The sequence below is a fragment of the Pelagicoccus sp. SDUM812005 genome, assembly GCF_031127875.1.
Taxonomy (GTDB): domain Bacteria; phylum Verrucomicrobiota; class Verrucomicrobiia; order Opitutales; family Opitutaceae; genus Pelagicoccus.
Genome location: NZ_JARXIA010000004.1, coordinates 135,091 through 152,351 on the forward strand (window position 1 = coordinate 135,091; position 17,261 = coordinate 152,351).

Sequence of the window (17,261 nt, forward strand, 5' to 3'; positions counted from 1 at the left end):
ATTCAGAATCGAGTCATTTGTGGTTCGGGATACCCCACCTGTAATTTAGCAAAGAATAGAGGTCCAAGTTGCTTGCGATCGCTCACGAGCAAATCGAGGGCTGTTTGCTTGTTCGGCTAGACCGAAATTTGCAGGACAATTAGTATTATGCATGTCATGCGGATGCTGAGTTCACAAAATTTCGGTTTTTAGCCTAGGGAGTGTCTTCAAATGCCGAGCCTTATAGTTTGAGCCAAATCATAGCGCCGCCCAAGGTGGTGAAGTCTGCGTAGGTTTCGGCCAGCTTTTCGTATCGGGTGGCGATTCTGCGATAACCCTTTGAACGACCGAACAGGTTCTCGATTTTGTGGCGTTCCTTGTAGGTTTGCTTGTCGAAATCGAGCTTTAAGCTTCTGCTGGCATTTGCCGCTATGACGGCGATGCCGCCCAATTGATCGACAGCCGCGCGGTTGGCGTCGATGTCTTAGCCCTTGTCCATCAGGGCGTACGAACCTTCGGGCAAATAGCTCTCCAGCAGTGACCTGGAGTTATCGTAGTCGGACTCGTTCGCTGCCCTGAGGTGGAAGCCTAGGGGGTATCCCAAGGCGTCGCAGGCGATGTGGATCCTGGTGAAGAGCCCTCCTTTCGATCTCCCCATCGCTTGGGCTTTTTGCCCGCCCTGAGGTCCGGAAGCGTCTTGATGGGCCCGGCAGTCGCTGCTGTCGACCATGACCATCTCCAGGTCTTCGCCGACGCGCTTGAGCGCTGCGAGCAGCGCCTCGAACAAACCGTTCTCGGTAAACCTGCGGAAGGCTGAATACACGCTTTTCCACTTGCCGAATCGCTCGGGCAAATCCCTCCAGCTCGCCGAGCAGCGTAATATCCAAAGGATTCCTTCGAGCTTCTTCAGCTCGTCCTTGGGCTTTCTGCCGCATCTCGAGCGCCCTTTTCGGCGCTCCCTGAAGTGGGGAGCTCATTTGAAGACACGCCCTAGTAGATCGAGGTCTTTTGTTAGAGGTGTTTTTTTCGCTGAGGTTGGCGAGTCACGCTCCGCAGCAACTGACCCCCGCAGTCTTTGCCTTCTTGGATCGGCTTCGACAGTTTGAGAATTTTCAACGCGCCTTTCATGACGAAGGTGAAGACGGTGGCGCCGATTAGAAGGTCGGGCCAGCGGCTATCCAGAAGGTAGACGAGGACTCCTGCAATGATCACGCCGCCGTTTACGATGATGTCGTTGGAGGTGAATATAGCGCTGGCTTGCATGTGGGCTTCGCTGCTCTTGGCTTTGGTGATGATGATGAGCGAGACGATGTTGGCCGCTAGTGCGAGCGTGGCTACGAGGATCATCCAGCTGAATAATGGCGTTTGGGAGTCGGTGAAGAAGCGTCGCAGCACTTCGGCGAAACCGAGCAGTGCGAGGCTTATCTGAAAGTAGCCGCTGAGCTTGGCGATTTTCTTCTTGGTGGCGACGGCGGCTCCGACGGCGAAGAGGCTGAGGCCGTAGACCATGGAGTCGGCGAGCATGTCGAGGGAGTCGGCCACGAGCCCCATGGAATGGGAGATCCAGCCGGAGAGCATCTCGATGAGGAAGAAGCTGAAGTTGATGCCGAGCACCCAACTGAGGGCGGCGCGTTGGATGTTGCCTTTCGAACGCTCGGCGGATGGGTCGTCGTCGGTGGTCTCGATGGCTTTGGCTCCGAGACCGAGGGTATCGAGCTCGGCGGCGATATGGTCGGGATCTCCTTGGTGGTAGACTTCTAGGGTACGATTGGGAATGTCGAATTCGAGCTGAGATACATGGCCGAGGGGCTCTAGGGCCATGCGGATGATCTGCTCCTCGGAGGGGCAGTCCATGTCTTTGACGTGGAAGGTGGTCTTATTATTGGGCATCTTCGCGTTTCGAATTCTTCTTTCCGAGCATGGTGTATAGGATGGGCAGAACGATGAGCGTGAGGATGGTCGAGGTCACCACTCCTCCGATGACGACGGTTGCGAGCGGGCGTTGGACTTCGGCTCCTACGCCGGTGGAAATGGCCATGGGGAGGAAGCCGACGGCGTCGGTGACGGCGGTGGCGAGGACGGGCTTGAGGCGTTGTTGGGCCGCGTTTATGACGGCGGTCCCCACGGCTTGCCCTTCGTCGATGAAGCTGCGGATGGCGACGACGAGGATTTGTCCGTTGAGCACGGCGATGCCGGAGAGCGCGATGAAGCCGACGGCGGCACTGACGCTGAAGTTGATATCCCGTAGCCATAGAGCGAATACGCCTCCAATGAGGGCGAAGGGTATGCCGGTGTAGATGAGCAGCACGTCTCGGAGATTCTTCATGCTGAAGTAGAGCAGCAGGAAGACGAGCAGGAGCGTGGCGGGCACGACGAGCATGAGGCGGTTTTGGGCGCGTTCGAGATTCTCGAATTGTCCGCCCCACTCAATGACGTATCCTTCTGGCAATGACACGGTCTGGCTGATCTTTTCTTGGGCTTCTTCGATGAAGGAGCGGGCATCGCGTTCGGCGATGTTGCATTGGACGCGGATGAGGCGGCGGCCCCACTCTCGGTTGATGGTGGCGGAGCCTTCGGTTTCGACGATGTCGGCGAGGGCACGTAGCGGGAGGCGTTGGCCGATCTCGGTAGGCACGATGGTGTTGGCGAGGGTTTCGACGTCGCTGCGGTGCTCGTCTGGGAGACGGGCGACGAGGTCGAAGTGTCGTTGTCCTTCGAATACTTCTCCTACTTCGCGACCGCCGACGGCTTCGACGAATTGGAGCACGTCGTTGGCGGGGATCCCGTAGCGGGCGATGGCTTGCTGGTCGACGCGGACTTGGAGGGTTGGCTGTCCGGTGAGCTGGTCGACGGCGATGTCGGTCGCGCCTTCGACAGTGAGGAGGACGCGCTGGATGTCGTCGCTGATGCGGACGAGTTCATCGAAGTCGTCGCCGTAAACCTTGATGCCGATGTCGGAGCGGATGCCGGAGACCATTTCGTTGAGACGCATCTCGATGGGCTGGGTGAAGACGATGTTTAGCCCGGGGAGATCTGCGACTGCGGCTTGCATGGCGGCGACGAGCTCGGCTTGGTTGTCGGCTTTGGTCCATGTGTCGCGTGGGTTGAGCGAAACGAAGATGTCGGTGAGCTCGGTGCCCATGGGGTCGGTGGCGACTTCGGCGGTGCCGATGCGGCTCCAGACGTGGCGGATCTCGTCGGGAAATTCTTTTTTGAGGAGTTGCTCGATCCGGGTGTTGTAGGCGGTGGATTCGTCTACGGAGATTCCGGCGAGGCGGATGGTGTTGATGGCGATGGCTCCTTCGCTGAGTCGTGGAAGGAATTCGCCGCCGAGTCGGAAGGCTTGCCAGCCCGTGAGGGCGAGCAAGGCGGCGACAGCGATCAGAACGCCTTTCTTGGCTTTCAACGCTCCCGCGAGACAGAGGCTGTAGGTGCCGAGCAAGGCTCTTTCGACGGGACCTTGGCTGTGCTTTTGCTTGCGGGGGAGGAAGTAGTAGCTGAGGACGGGCGAGAGTGTGAGGGCGAGGACGAGGGCTCCGAGCAAGGCGAAGATGAAGGTCCATGCCATGGGCTTGAACATTTTTCCTTCGATCCCTTCCAGGGTGAGAATGGGGATGAAAACGATGACGATGATTCCGATGCCGAAGGCGATGGGTCGCGCGACTTGCTTGGCGGATTCGAGGATGGTTTGCAGGCGCTCGCTGGCGGTGAGCGGTCGGCCGAGCTGCTGGGATTTTTGGGAGAGGTTTCGCAGGTTGGCCTCGGTCATGACGACGGAGCCGTCGATAATGATGCCGAAGTCGATGGCGCCGAGACTGAGCAGGCTGGCGGCGATGGCGAATTCGTACATGCCAAGTATCGCGAGCAGCATGGCGAGCGGGATGGCGAAGGCGACGAGGAGCCCGGCTCGGAAATTTCCGAGCAGGAGAAAGAGAACGAGGATGACGAGGACGGCTCCGAGAAAGAGGTTGTGCTTTACGGTGTCGATGACGGAGGTGGTCAGCTCGGTGCGGTCGTAGACGACTTCTAGGATCACGTCGTCGGGCAACGCGGGACGGACTTGGTCGAGCCGCTGCTTGAGGTTTTCGGTGACCTCCTGGCTGTTTTCGCCCATGAGCATGAAGGCGAGTCCGAGAACGGCTTCGCCTCGTCCGTCTGCGGTGACGGCGCCGCGACGGATCTCGCGGTCGATTTTGACCTCTTCCGCGATGTCTCGGACGCGGATGGGATTGCCGTCGAAGGAGTCGATGACGATGTTTTCGATCTGCTCGATGTTGGTTACGCGGCCGATGCCGTGCACGAGCTGGGAGACGCCGCTGGAGGTGATCACTCCCCCGCCGACATTGCTGTTGTTGGTTTCGAGGGCTTCGTAGACGTCGTCGAGCGTGAGGTTGAATTTGAGGAGCGCGGCGGGTGAAACGACGACGTGGTACTGGCGGACTTCGCCGCCCCATGAGTTGACTTCGGCGACGCCGGAAACTTTTCGTAGTTCCGGTTTCACTACCCAATCGTGCAGGGTGCGAAGCTCTTCGAGGGTGCGTTCGGGATTGTCGGATCTGACGACGTAGTGGAATACTTCGCCGAGTCCGGTGGCGATGGGGCCGAGCTGGGGGCGTTCGATGCCGTCGGGCAGTTCGACGGAGTTGATCCGCTCGAAGACGTACTGCCGCGCGTCGATGATTTGGGTCTCGTCGTCGAAGGTGGCGACGACTTGAGAGAAGCCGAATTTGGATACGGACCTGACGTTGCTCAGTCCCGGTAGGCCTCCGATGGAAAGTTCGATGGGGAGCGTGATTTGCTGCTCGATTTCTTCTGGGTTGAGCGATGGGGCTACGGTGTTGATTTGGACTTGTACGGGCGTGGTGTCTGGAAACGCGTCGATGGGCAGCATGCTCAGTCTCCAAATTCCAATGACGCTGACCGCAGCGAAGAGCAGTGCGATGAGCAGCCGGTTTTTAAGCGAGAATTCGACGAGTTTAGACAACATGATATTTCGTGTAGATATTTTCGAGATGGGCGAGGAGCGGCTTAGTCGTCCACGCAACCGGCTCCGAGGCGGGATTTTAGGAATTCGGACATGACGATGAAGCTGCCGTCGGTGACGACCGAGTCACGAGAGTCTAGCCCGGCGAGCACTTGGGCTTCTCCATTTCTGGATCGGCCAAGGGATACGCGGCGAAGCGCGAAGAGATCGGGAGCGTTTTGCACGAAGACGTAATTCGCCCCTTCATGGCGTTGTACCGATTTATTGGGCACAATTGCGGACAGTCGCTCTTTGCCGGTGGCGATGAGGATCTTGCCGAAGAGACCTGAGGTGAGCTGCTCCGCATTTTCGGAGACTGTAGCGCGAGCTCGTAGCATGCGGGTGTTAGGGTCGATGGTGGTGTCAACCCATGTGATCTTTCCCGTGATTCTGGCGTTTGGCAGCTCTGGGAATGTCGCTTCGACGGCTTGTCCGACTTGAAGTTGGCCGACGTATTCGGCGGATACGGAAATCTCCAGCCAACGAGTGGACAGGTCTGCGAGCGTGAAGAGCGGATAGCCCGCTTCTACTGCTTCGCCCATAACTGCCTTTCGCTCGACGAGAGTGCCGGAGAATGGAGCACGGACGATCAGTCGCGCGGATGTGTCTTGGTCTTCTTCTACTTGGGCGATCTCGTTTTCATCGAGTCCGAGGTTGAGCAAGCGCTGGCGGAGATTGCTGGCAGCGAGTTGGGCTTTGCGGTAGGTGGCCTTCGCTTCGAGCAGGTCTTTCTCGGATGTGACGCTTTCCTTTTGCAGGCGCGTTTCACGTTCAAAGGATTGCTTGCGTATGTCCAGTTCCACTACGGCGGAAAGATAGTCGCTCTTGGCGGCTGCGACTTCGGATGAATGGAGTTCTACGAGAGGCTCGCCCGCGACGACTGTTTCGCCTTTGTCTTTGTGGACACGGCGGGTAACGCCCCCGACGAGGGGCGTTACCTTAGCCAAGGTGTTCAGGTTGTACTGCGTTTCGCAAAAGGCTCCGATTGTTGGAGAGATTTCGCTCATGCGCGGAAACTCCGTTTTGATCCCGGCTTTGCTTGCGGAGGCTTCGGAGATCATACGGACTTTCATTTCGCCGCCTGGGAGAAGCGATGCGGCGAGGTCTGGCTGGCAGATGCCGCATTCGGCTTCAGCCACGCCGTGTTCATTGCAGAAAAGGGCGTGGGAGCTTTTTTCCGAACGGGTAGTCTGATTCGTAGACGCGGATCCGCCGTCGGCCTCTTTTAAATCTGGATGGCAAAGGTGGCATTCGTCTTCGTAGAGCGAGTGTTCTTTGCACCACATGCGGTCTTTTTCCTCAAGCTCGGGATGGCAGAGCCAGCAACGGTCTTCGTAGCGGGCGTGCTCCTTGCACCAGAGGCGGCCTTTGTCGCGTTTCGAGGCGTCGCAGATGAAGCAGGTCTCGCTCGCTACTTCGTGACTATGAGGGATAGGCACGTAAGCGACCTCCGAACCGTGATCGTGGCCGTCATGGTCGTGACCGGCGTGCTCGTCTACGTCGGCTTTCTCCTGCCCGCAGCCGCTTAGGATAAGCGCTCCGAGCGTAAGAGAGATCATCGCTAATAGCGAAGATCCGAATTTTGGATACGTTGTTTTTGATTTCATGATATGGATTGGTATGGGTGGTGATTAGTTGGGCAGGTCGGCGAGACTGCGGCCGATTAGCGATTCGATGGTGGCTGCTGCGAAGTGGTAGTCTTCGAGCGCTTGCAAATAGCTTTCCTGGATTTCGAAAAGGGTTCTTTGGGCGTCGAGCACGTCGAGAAATGGCAGCTTGCCTTCCTTGAACGCGAACTGGGTGCCCTGGTAGGCTTTTTCAGCTGCGGGGAGCGCTCGGTCGCGAATGGCGGTTGCTTCGTCGTAGGCATTTGCGAGCGCCGAGTAGGATTCGCCGAGCTGGCTTTCGAGGCGTAGCTCGGTAGCGCGTTGACGGCTGCGTGCGGAGGCCTCGCTGGCCCGGGCGGATTGGGCTTTGGCTTGTCCTCTGTCGAAGAGAGGAAGTGGTAGCGATATTCCTAATACAAGCGCTTCGTCGCCGCTCTCTCTGTCGCGTTTGAGGCCGATCCTGCCCCGTAGGTTGGGGACTGCTTCGGCTCTGGCTAGGTGTCGCTCTGCTATGCGTGAGCTGATTTCGATGGCCCAACGAGCGACTTCGGGACTATCGCCGATGTATTGGGCAAGCGTGTCTGGACTGGGGGCTGGCGACACTGCGTCCAGGTCGCCAGCGATGTCGGTGAACGTCACTACTCGTTCTCCCCAGCTTAGGGAAAGGTTTCGATAAGCGGCATCGCGGAGCCGCTCGGCTCGTTTGAGGGCAAGCTCGGCGGTGACGACTGGAACGACTACGCGGGAAAGTTCGACCGGTGAAGCGTCGCCCGCATCGACTCGGCTTTGCGTGAGCTGCTCGGTGGCTTTTGCCAGCTCCAGCTCTTGTTTGGCCAGTTCCAGCCTTCGCTCTGCCGCTAGAGCGGCGACGAAGCGGTGGGTCACCGTGACGATTGTTTGGATACGGGCGGCGTGGTAGTCCCAGTCGGCCAATTGCGAATCGAGCTCTGCTATCTTGCGCTGCTGCGTTCTTTTGCCGCCGAGCGGCAGGGTTTGGGCGAGGCTAAGTGTAGACTCTGCTTTGTCGGAACCGGAGAACTTTCCGGTGCCGCCGAAGTTTTCGCGCTCGTATTCAAGTTCTGGATTCTCCCAAAGACGCGCTTGCCTGATCCGAGCGAGGGAGCTCTGGGCATCCCAAGCGAAGGCTCGCAGCTCTGGGCTGCTCTCGATGGCAAGAGAGATCGCTTGCGGGAGCCTTAGCGTTCCTGTCGGCTTGGGCGCGTCTGCGGTTGCGGAGATTTCGCGAGGTGCGGGAAAGTCTGGCGCGGGCGTGTCGGCAGCATTTGCGGGTGAAGCAAGCAGGCTTGCGAGCGCGAGGGTTGTTAGTCCGAGTCGCCGGAGCGGAGATATTGATTGATAGGTGCTTTTGTATCTGGGCATGAAAAATCCTGTTTCATATTCGAAGAGTCAACCCGTGGCTCCTTGTTGGATGCTAGGGCTGGGAATTCGAGACGCGGCTGGGCGCTTCGAACGAATCTAAAACAGGATATCAGATGCGGAGCTGAATCGTCTCCGTGTATTGCTGGGAAGCCTTGGGAAATGCGATGGGCGGAGCTCGCGTGTCGAGGGTCTTGATCGCTCTCAGTTCGCTACAGATGGAAAACAAGTCTGTAGGGACCAAGCCAACTACGATAGTCCCCTTGACCAGCGTGCGGTCGAAACTTGGGGCGATTTCCTCGTCGCTCGCTTCGACTTCGTAGTCCGTGCAATGGTCGCACTCGAAAGGAAGCGGAACGCTCGAAAGCTTGCGGGCTTGCTCGAATGGGCAGCATTTCTCGGATTCTTCCGTAGCTTTGGCTGTCGCCACGCTGCAAACCTCCCCGGTGCTCTTCTCGATGCAGTAAGACAAGGCAGGACCATTCGCCAGCGCTATATTGCAAGCGAGGAGGATCAAGCTGAAGACTGCTACGAGAGGTTTCATGCGGATGGGTTTACGTATTTGAATGGTTCGCGATTGCCGGGACTTCAAGCTTATTATTGAGAATGGTTCTCGATTAATGGAGGAGTGTTTGTGTCGCAATATTGTCGAATTATACGCCCACCGTGGGTTTCACGTTTGTTGTGACGACATACTGGATCCTTTCGAGCGCTTGTTCGGGGGTGAGGAAATCGGGGAATTCGAAATGGACAATTTCCGCGATTCTCTTGCAATTCAGGGTCCCGTCGAAATGGGCCTGGATAAGAAAGTCTGCCCGATCTCGAAGCGGAAGAACAGGCTTGGCCATTGAGGGAATGCTCGCGTGGGTATTGAGGAAAAAGAAGGCGCGGCTAAGGGTATGTTCGATCTCGTCCGTAGAGAGGCTGGGATCTAGTTTTGATAAAATCGTAGCTAATTGGCGCTTTCCGCGGTTGCCATTCAATAACGATAAAACGTATGCAACCCAGCGATTTCCCGAATCGACCGCAGGAGGAACTATTGGACCAATCAAGTCGGGAGGCAGTGAGAGAAGGGGGTAGCGTGTCGCACTGTAGTCGTAGATTTCTTTACCTTGCGAATCGGATACTGTTATTCGCCAAGACGGGACGAACTCATAGCGAGTTTCCCAGGTGCAGAGGTGGATTGTTACGTTGTATCCAACTTCTAAGGATAATACCCTATCAATGGAGAAATACACTTGGTCCCAACTGTTTTTTCCGCCCACAAGTCCATTCGAAATGGATACACCTTCGGATAGTTCTGCGGTAAAGTAGACGATGAATCCTGAAAGGGTTGTGTCGCGGTCAATCTCAAATCGAAGGGTTTTTCTGTTGATTTCAGAATAGGTTTGTTTGGCGTCTAGCTTTGCGCTCAGGAAGAGCTGAGGGGCGGATACTACTCTACTTGAATCGAAGTGCGCGAGGAAGAGCGTCTTCAGTTGCTCGTGCAGAAAAGTATCGAAGTATATGCCGTATAGACTCGATTTCCATGGATCAATGTACCTTCTATGGAAACCGGTGTCCGATACGAGTGTTGCTGAAACCTCCAATCTGCTTGGGATCATCTTTCCGCCTGGTTTGAGGAAACGCTTAGCGGCATCCTGGTACATGGGAAGCATGTTCTCCTCGATTCCGAGGCTACCCAAGTTCTCTCCGACTATGACGTCTGCCAATTCTGGAAGCTCAATGTCATAGCTGACTCCACGAATGAACTCGATTCGATCGTCCATACTATTTCGTTTGGCGATTCTTTCAGCATAGCGAATGACAGGCCCGAGTTCGATAGCGTATACTTTTTTCGCTCCGGCTTCGACCGCGAAGAAAGCCAGCAGTCCAGACCCTGTTCCAAGATCTACAACGACGTCGCCTGCTTTCACTGTATCCAAGATAGCTTTCCGGTAGGCTTCGCATCGTGCCCGATCAGCTAGAAGGCGCTGGTGGGAGTAGTTTCTGCCTTCTAAGGAAGAAAGTGGTAGCTCGCGGAATCGCATTTCAGAGAAGCCTGTTGTCCCTTCTTCTTGGCTCGAATCTTTGTGAGTGGTGAGCGTTTTCACTTGTGAAAGGGAATCAGGTTCCGATCAGGGCAGTCATTTGTCTCACTTGGAGTTTCCAGCTCTAGAGTAGAATGGGCTATACCGAATTTATCGTGGAGCAAGCGCTTGATCTCCCTGCGAACTCGACCTCGGTCGCTGTCTTCGGAAGCTAGCGCTATGTGGGCTTCGAGGGCTCGGTGGTTTTCGTCTAGTTCCCAGATGTGCAAGTGATGGAGGTCGGCGACTCCGTCGATCTGTTGGACGGCTGTCTTGAGTTCGTCGAAGTCTAGGTCTTCGGGAGCGCCTTCCATGAGGATACGTGAGGTTTTTCGGATGAGGCCGAAGGACATGTAGAGGATGTATCCGGCGATAACGAGCGTGAGCGCGGGGTCGACCCAGTCCCAGGAAAACCAATACACAGCGGCTCCTCCGGCCATGACCGCCACGGAGGCTGCGGCGTCGGTGAGATTGTGCAGGAAGGCGGCTTTGACGTTGAGACTGCCTTTGGAGAGAGCCCAGAGGAGCCAGACTGTGCCGAGATCGACGACGAGGGCAACTGCCGAAGCGATCATCATCCACTTGCCAAGGATGGGCTGAGGATCGAAGAATCTGGATACGCCTTCGTAAACGAGGTAGAGGCCGACCATGATGAGAGCAGTAAGCTGGATCATGGCTCCGATGAGCTCGGCACGGCGGTACCCGAAAGTGTATTTACGGTCGGCTCCTTTGCGGGAAATCTTGCGGGCTACATAGGCTATGAGCAGCGCCGCGGCGTCGTTGGTGTTGTGCAGGGCGTCTGCCATGAGGGCCACGCTTCCGGCTATCGCGCCTGCAGCGAACTCGAAGACGGAGAGCCCTAGGTTTATCACTACGGACCAGAAAAGGGCTTTGTCGGACACCTCTTCGGATCCGTGACTGTGGGAGTGATCGTGGCTCATGGAGATTGGCGATGGTTGATCTTAGCGGTGGCGGTACCAGTCGAAGACGGTGAATAGGGTGAGAAGGAGCATAATCGCTAGTAGCATTAGCACAGAGACAGAGACTCGAAAGTGATCCGTTTGGACCATGGAGCGATGCCTTGCTACAAAGAGAGCTCCGAATGCAAGAGCGGTTACGATACTCATACCGGCAGCCAGATTCCTTCGCTCGCGTTGCTCCTTCGCTTTTGCTTTAGCGGAGCGTTTGGAAGTCGCGGGCTTTCTTTTCTTGAGGCTCATTCTGGTTCGTCAGTTTCCGTCCCGCAGGTTTCGGTGTGCTTTTGCGTAAAGGCCTCAATCTCGACGAGGTCGATTTGGGGGTTGGAGAGGTCGATGTACTTGAAGAAGCGTTTGAACTTATTTCCGTCGTCGAAGTCATTGCGCCTAAAACGGTAGGTGATGCGGTCGAGGAGGACTTCCTCCTCTTGGCCCTCGTCGTTCGTTTCTAGGTCAATTAAGTCTATATGCAGATGCGATCCCCAAGGCATGAATTTGTTACGGATTTTGAATACGGATCCGTTGATAGCAGTTTTTCCTTCCTTTTCGATTATCTCTACGTTCTTGATCTTTAGGAATTCGTGCTCGTTGGGTAGTTCGATTTTGGGCATGATCGCCCGCCCGTATGAGGTCGTTGCAATGATGCAAAGCAGGAAAAGCGAAATCTTTCTGGCGGTGGTCGGGGTCATGTTTTTCATGTCTGTCTTTCTGGGGTGTTTTCGCTCATCTAGGCGGCTGGTCCTTTGTTCACTTTTCCGTCCATTTTCGTGGTCGTGCGCTTTTTGAACGCTGCGGATGACTATTTTCGAGATGGCGGCGTCTCGGTTTTGTTCGGTGTCGTAGTTTATTGTCTGCTGCAAGTGGTGGCGACCAATTGCGGTCTTCTGAAAGTCGCGTTGCGAAATTTTCAGATATGCTATTTTCACCAGCGTGCCGTCGGCGTCATGCATTTCTATATGCAGATGGCTATCGGGAGGAAGTTTCTTGAAGCGGATCATTGAAAGGCGCATTTGGATCCATAACTCATCAGATCGATAAAGAGGTTTAGCCCAAACGACATTCACTACTTGCCCCTTGTCTTGAATTTCGACGTGTGGGACGTCCTTCGATTTGCGAGCCTCTGCAAATGTAAGGTGAATTGATAATGCGAAGAAAATCAGAACGTATCTTCGTGCGGTGTTGTGTGTGTGGAATACCTTCATTTTTATGGATGGTTGCAGCACTTCCTTGTTGGTTGGCAGCTCGCGTCCTGGGCAAGTTGGGCGAGAGCTGCTCGATGGTGTGTATGCGACCATTTAGGTCGCTGGCACTCTAGTGATTGTGTCCTTCGTGGCCGTGTCCATGGTCATGGCCTTCGTGATCGTCCTCGCCGTGTTCGCATACGCAGGCGTATTCTTTATATTCGCAAGTTGGGCACTTGCTGAGGTTGAGGTTGAATTTCTCGCGTACTGTCTTGGAATTTGGCGTTGCCTTTATATTGAGGACGATCGGCAAGTTGTTACCAGGCGGTAGCGCTTTATCGGATACGAGCACATTGCCTTTCGCGGCGAAGCTGAGGCGCGTGGGGTTGGAACGGTCGCCACCGATGACGCTGATGTTTTGACCTGCCGGGGCTACTACGTGGCCTTCGTCGTCGAGGAATGTGATCGTTACGGATCCGTCGTCGGCAACGAAGAATTCGAGATGTGGCTCTACGGAGTCTATGATGCGGCCTCCGTTGGGAGCTTTGATCTCTCCATGGTTCTGATCGTCGTGATCACCGTGGTCATGGCCTGCATGGTCGCTGTGGTCATGGCCGGAGTGGTCGTGGTCCGAGTGGTCGTGGCTTTGGGCGTTGGCGGTTTCGTATGCGAGTGTCGTTGCGAGTATTGCTACGAGTGTTTTGATTTTTGTATTCATAATAATATTTCAGTTGATTAGGATTATTCGGAAGCGGCGGCTTCTAGCCGGATCGCTTTTTCGGCCTGCTTGCGGCCAAATAGATAGAAGAGCGCTGGCGTGACGCCGAGGCCTAGAAAGGTGGAACTGACAAGCCCTCCAATGATGACGATGGCTACAGGATTTAGTATTTCCTTGCCGGGTTCGTCAGCGGCGAGCACGAGCGGTATCAGCGCCAATCCTGCAGAGATTGCGGTCATGAGGATGGGAACGAGTCGTTCCAAGGTACCTCGCTCGACCATCTGGCGGCTGAATGTCTCGCCTTCGAATCTCATCAGATGCAGGTAATGCGATATGAGCATGATGTTGTTTCGGGCCGCGATGCCAGCGACTGCGATAAAGCCGACAAGCGTTGCTATGCTGATATTATCGAGCGTGTAGCGCGTGTAGATAACGCTGCCGATGAGTGAGATGGGCAGAATCGACAGCACCAGCAGCACGAAGCCGAATCCCTTAAAGTAGCTATAGAGCAGGAAGACGATGATGAGCATAATGATGCACGACATCACAAATATCGTTTTTCTGGCCTCTTGCTGTGCTTGGTACTCGCCTTCGAATGAGATGGAGTAGCCAGTGGGCAGTTGGACCTGTTCTGCGACTTCCGCTTGGAGCTTTTCTACGACCGCGTTCAGATCTTCGACCGTTGGATTTATGGATACGACGAATCGCCGCACTGTGTTCTCGCGTAGGATCGTATTTGGACCGGTCGCTTGACGAATATTGGCGATGTAACTGAGCGGAACGCGTTGACCGCTTTGCGTATCAAGATAAAGCTTGGCGAGGCGCTGTGGTGACTCTCGCCATTCGAGAGGCAAGCGAACAACGAGATCGTAGACGCGTTGACCTTCGTAGATTTCGGCTACTGCCTCGCCTCCCATAAGTGCGGCGAGTTGTTCGTTGAGGTCGCCGGGTGTAATCCCGTAGGCGAGCGCACGCTTGCGGTCGATTTCGATACGGAGCTGAGGGATGGGAGCCTGCTGCTCGACTCTTGCTTCTTCTAGGCCGGGAATCTCTCTAGCGATGTCGGCGATTTGCGTACCGAGCCTTCTAAGTTCATCAAGATCCGAGCCGTAGACTTTTACGGCAACCTTTGCTGATACTCCGCTAAGCATGTGGCCTATACGGTCGGCGAGTGGTCCGCTCAGAGCACTAAAGGTTCCAGGGATGCCTTGCATGGCAGATCTGATATCGGCCATTACTTCGGCTCGCGAACGCTCGTAGTCCTTCAAGAATTCGATATCGAACTCGACAGTGGATACGGGGACGACGTGATCTCCCCGTTCTGCTCTTCCAACACGGTAGGCTACGGTTTCGACTTCGGGGATCTCAAGCAGCAGGTTTTGAGCAGTGTCTGCGATTTCAGTGGTCTGCTTAAGCGAAGTGCCGGGAGCAGTCGTGGTCGCGACTACGACTGTTGGCTCGCGGAAAGCTGGAAGGAAATTAGCCCCCATGCCCATGAAGGAAACGTAGGCGAAGTAGAGCAGCCCACCAGTCAGTAGAAAAACGACGAACGGCTGTGACAGCGACAGATTGAGCCAAGTCTTACGGAAGAGCCATTTTAGGAATCGCACGAAGAACACGTCTTTGTGCTCCTTGTTTTCCTTAGGATTGAGAAGGAAGGATCCGAGCACGGGCACAATGGTAAGCGACATGAAGAACGAAGCGGCCATACTGACGATGGTCGCTATCGCGATGGGCGAAAAGAGTCGCCCTTCTACTCCGCTGAGAGCAAGAAGCGGCACGAATACCAGTATAATGAGGATGGTGGCGTACAGGATGGAGGACCGGACTTCGGCGGAGGCTTCCGCTATGACGTTCAGGCGGGGTTTTGGGCTACCTTTGGCAGCGTTTTCCCGCAAGCGTCGGTACACGTTTTCTACATCCACGATAGCGTCATCGACTACCATTCCTATGGCGACTGCCAGACCGCCAAGCGTCATCGAATTGACACCTAGACCGAACAAATCGAATACAATAATTGTGGTGCCCAATGATAGCGGAATGGCAGTCAGAGTGATGAAGGTGATGCGTACATTGAGTAGAAATAGAAACAAAACCGCCGCTACCATGATTGCTCCGTCTCGTAGGGCTTCTTCCAGATTTCCAATGGATAGTTCGATAAAGTCAGACTGTCGGTAGATGGTGAGCAGCTTCACGCCTTCTGGGAAAGTGGCTTGGAGCTCGGCCATAGCGGCTTCGACCTTGGCGGTAAGACTCAACGTGTCGAAGCCGGGCGATTTCGTGACGCTGAGGACGATGCCAGGATAGCCTGTTGCTTCGTGGCTGGACTCGTCTTCGGAGAGCAACTTGCTGCCCATGCCGGCGTCGCCGCGCATCGGCTCGACGTCCCAACGAATGTCGGCCACGTCCTTGAGGCGTATTGGCCGGTCGTTCTCATAGTTTACGATCGTGTCGCCAATTTCATCAAGATCGGTGGTCATGGCTAGATTTCTGACCATGATTTCCTGGGCTGATTCGGTGAGGAAACCGCCGGTGGTGTTCTTGACGGCCTTCTGAGCTGCATTGTGTATTTGCTCGAAGGATACACCTAGAGCTAACATTCTGTCAGGATCCGGCTGCACTTGCACTTGCTTGACGCCTCCTCCCATTGAGAGGACTTCGGCGATACCGGGTATGGATTGGAATCGTCGAGCGACAGTCCAATCGGCTATGGTTCGCAGATCCCTGACGTCCGTGTTGCCAGACGGATCTACGAGTCCTACGAGCAGGATGTTTCCCATGAGAGAAGCGACGGGCGTCATGTAGGGGCTCACGCCTTCGGGCAGGGTCTCGGTAGCTCCGGTAATGCGTTCCTGAACGAATTGTCGTGCTCGATAGATGTCGGTGCCCCATTCGAATTCGACGAAGATGAGAGAGAGCCCGATGTCGTTGACCGATCTGATTCGAGTAACCCCAGTTACTCCCATGAGGGAATTTTCCAAGGGAACAGTGACGAGCGTTTCCACTTCTTCGGGGGCGAAGCCGGGAGCTTCAGTCAAGAGTGTAACGGTCGGTTTCGTGAGGTCTGGCAGAACGTCCACTGGAAGTTCGAGTGTCGTCTTGACACCCAAAACCAAGATGACCAGCGATGCGGCCACAATCAGTGCTCTCTGTTTGAGAGAAAAGCGTATGAGTAGATTGAGCATGGCGGCTAGGAATTGTTGTTGGAACGCTTTCTCCAGAGTAGTTGAGCGAAGACTACGCACACTAGTGTGGAGAGGCCGGAGTAGATCATCCACGGTAGGCTTGAGGAGCCGCTGTGCGATTCGTCGCCTTCGCCGTGGTCGTGTCCATGGTCGTCGTCTGACTTTTGGTCGTCGGTGATTTCGGACCCGTCTTCGTTGTGCGCGTGTCCATGGGCGGCGTCGAGGGCCTCCTTGAGCGAAACGCCGCTACCGCCTCCAGCAAAACTCAGGGAGTAGGAACCACGCGTCACGATTTCGTCCCCAGGGAAGAGGCCTGAGAGGATTTCCACGAATTGGTCGTTTTGTTCGCCGAGTCGAACGGGGGTGCGGATAAACGCGTTTGGAAGGTCGAAGTCTTTTACGAAAACGACTCTCTCCGCTGGGCTTCCTTGTAGTGACACCTTGGGTACCATTAGGACGTTCTGCCTCGTGCTGAGCACGATGGAGAACTCGGCTCGCATGCCGGGGCTGAGTTTTCCGTGAGGGTTGTCGAGAGTGAAAATGCCCTCGACTGTACCCGCTTCCCTGTCGGCATCTACGCCGAAACGCTGGAGTTTGGCCTCTATAAGCTGATCGCCAAGGGCTGGTATGCGTATGTGGGCCGAAGAACCGATCGTCACGAGTGCGGCTTCTTGCTCGGGGATCTTGGCTATTGCCCACATCTGCGAGCGATCAGCGATGTCGAGAAGTTCCGTGTCGGGCTCTACTGGCTGGCCTAGGCGAACGTGGGAATCAATGATCTTTCCCTGCTGGGGTGCTTTGAGTTCGATGCTTGGCGGAGGATCGCCGAGCTGTCGGCTTTCCACTCTGGCGAGCGTTTGACCTTTGTTGACGTAGTCTCCTTCGAAGGCTTTGAGCTCGACGACACGTCCCGCGATGCGGCTCGAGAGAACGGATCGGTTGGATGGGATGTCTTCGATGCGTCCGATTGCGAAAACAGTCGTTTCGAACTCTCGTTCATCTGCCTCCACTGTTTGGATACGCAAGTTATGTATGCCGTTCTCGTCGAGAATGACCATGTCGGCTGTATTCTGGGCTAGTAGGCTGTTTGCTCCCATGAGGAGAGCTGCTAGTGAAAGTTTAAGCTTCATTTTCTTCTAAAGGAT

General features: G+C 55.4%; 12 protein-coding genes and 1 pseudogene. All 13 read right to left on the reverse strand.

Going from position 1 to position 17,261, the window contains the following annotated elements; genetic code table 11:
• Window positions 1-220 precede the first annotated feature (220 nt).
• Complete coding sequence (locus QEH57_RS06915) at window positions 221-460, reverse strand: transposase (RefSeq protein WP_343224764.1); 240 nt, start codon at window positions 458-460, stop codon at window positions 221-223.
• A 3-nt stretch (window positions 461-463) separates the two neighbouring features.
• Window positions 464-937 (reverse strand): annotated as a pseudogene (locus QEH57_RS06920) (IS5 family transposase); the annotation flags it as partial.
• A gap of 53 nt (window positions 938-990) precedes the next feature.
• Entirely contained in the window at window positions 991-1,869 is an 879-nt protein-coding gene (locus QEH57_RS06925; protein ID WP_309005970.1) for a cation transporter, read from the reverse strand.
• Window positions 1,859-4,966: a CusA/CzcA family heavy metal efflux RND transporter gene (locus tag QEH57_RS06930; RefSeq protein ID WP_309005971.1), complete on the reverse strand. Its 3,108-nt coding sequence runs from the start codon at window positions 4,964-4,966 to the stop codon at window positions 1,859-1,861. The genes QEH57_RS06925 and QEH57_RS06930 overlap by 11 nt, the downstream gene beginning before the upstream one ends.
• A 41-nt stretch (window positions 4,967-5,007) precedes the next feature.
• Window positions 5,008-6,561 carry an efflux RND transporter periplasmic adaptor subunit gene (locus QEH57_RS06935; RefSeq protein WP_309005972.1) on the reverse strand — a complete coding sequence of 518 codons (1,554 nt, stop codon included), beginning with the start codon at window positions 6,559-6,561 and terminating at the stop codon, window positions 5,008-5,010.
• Window positions 6,562-6,633: 72 nt separating this feature from the next.
• Complete coding sequence (locus tag QEH57_RS06940) at window positions 6,634-7,989, reverse strand: TolC family protein (protein ID WP_309005973.1); 1,356 nt, start codon at window positions 7,987-7,989, stop codon at window positions 6,634-6,636.
• Between the two features lie 109 nt (window positions 7,990-8,098).
• Window positions 8,099-8,530: a hypothetical protein gene (locus QEH57_RS06945; RefSeq protein WP_309005974.1), complete on the reverse strand. Its 432-nt coding sequence runs from the start codon at window positions 8,528-8,530 to the stop codon at window positions 8,099-8,101.
• 109 nt (window positions 8,531-8,639) lie between these two features.
• Window positions 8,640-10,079, reverse strand: a complete 1,440-nt coding sequence (locus QEH57_RS06950; protein WP_309005975.1) for a 50S ribosomal protein L11 methyltransferase — start codon at window positions 10,077-10,079, stop codon at window positions 8,640-8,642.
• A complete protein-coding gene (locus QEH57_RS06955) occupies window positions 10,076-10,996 on the reverse strand; it encodes a cation diffusion facilitator family transporter (protein ID WP_309005976.1) in 921 nt (306 codons plus the stop codon). The genes QEH57_RS06950 and QEH57_RS06955 overlap by 4 nt, the downstream gene beginning before the upstream one ends.
• Before the next feature lie 275 nt (window positions 10,997-11,271).
• Complete coding sequence (locus QEH57_RS06960) at window positions 11,272-12,234, reverse strand: hypothetical protein (protein WP_309005977.1); 963 nt, start codon at window positions 12,232-12,234, stop codon at window positions 11,272-11,274.
• Window positions 12,235-12,343: 109 nt separating this feature from the next.
• Window positions 12,344-12,931: a hypothetical protein gene (locus QEH57_RS06965; protein ID WP_309005978.1), complete on the reverse strand. Its 588-nt coding sequence runs from the start codon at window positions 12,929-12,931 to the stop codon at window positions 12,344-12,346.
• Between the two features lie 23 nt (window positions 12,932-12,954).
• Window positions 12,955-16,116 (reverse strand): efflux RND transporter permease subunit, encoded by a 3,162-nt coding sequence (locus QEH57_RS06970; RefSeq protein ID WP_309005979.1) that lies wholly within the window; start codon window positions 16,114-16,116, stop codon window positions 12,955-12,957.
• A 5-nt stretch (window positions 16,117-16,121) separates the two neighbouring features.
• Window positions 16,122-17,246: an efflux RND transporter periplasmic adaptor subunit gene (locus tag QEH57_RS06975; protein WP_309005980.1), complete on the reverse strand. Its 1,125-nt coding sequence runs from the start codon at window positions 17,244-17,246 to the stop codon at window positions 16,122-16,124.
• Between the last annotated feature and the right edge of the window lie 15 nt (window positions 17,247-17,261).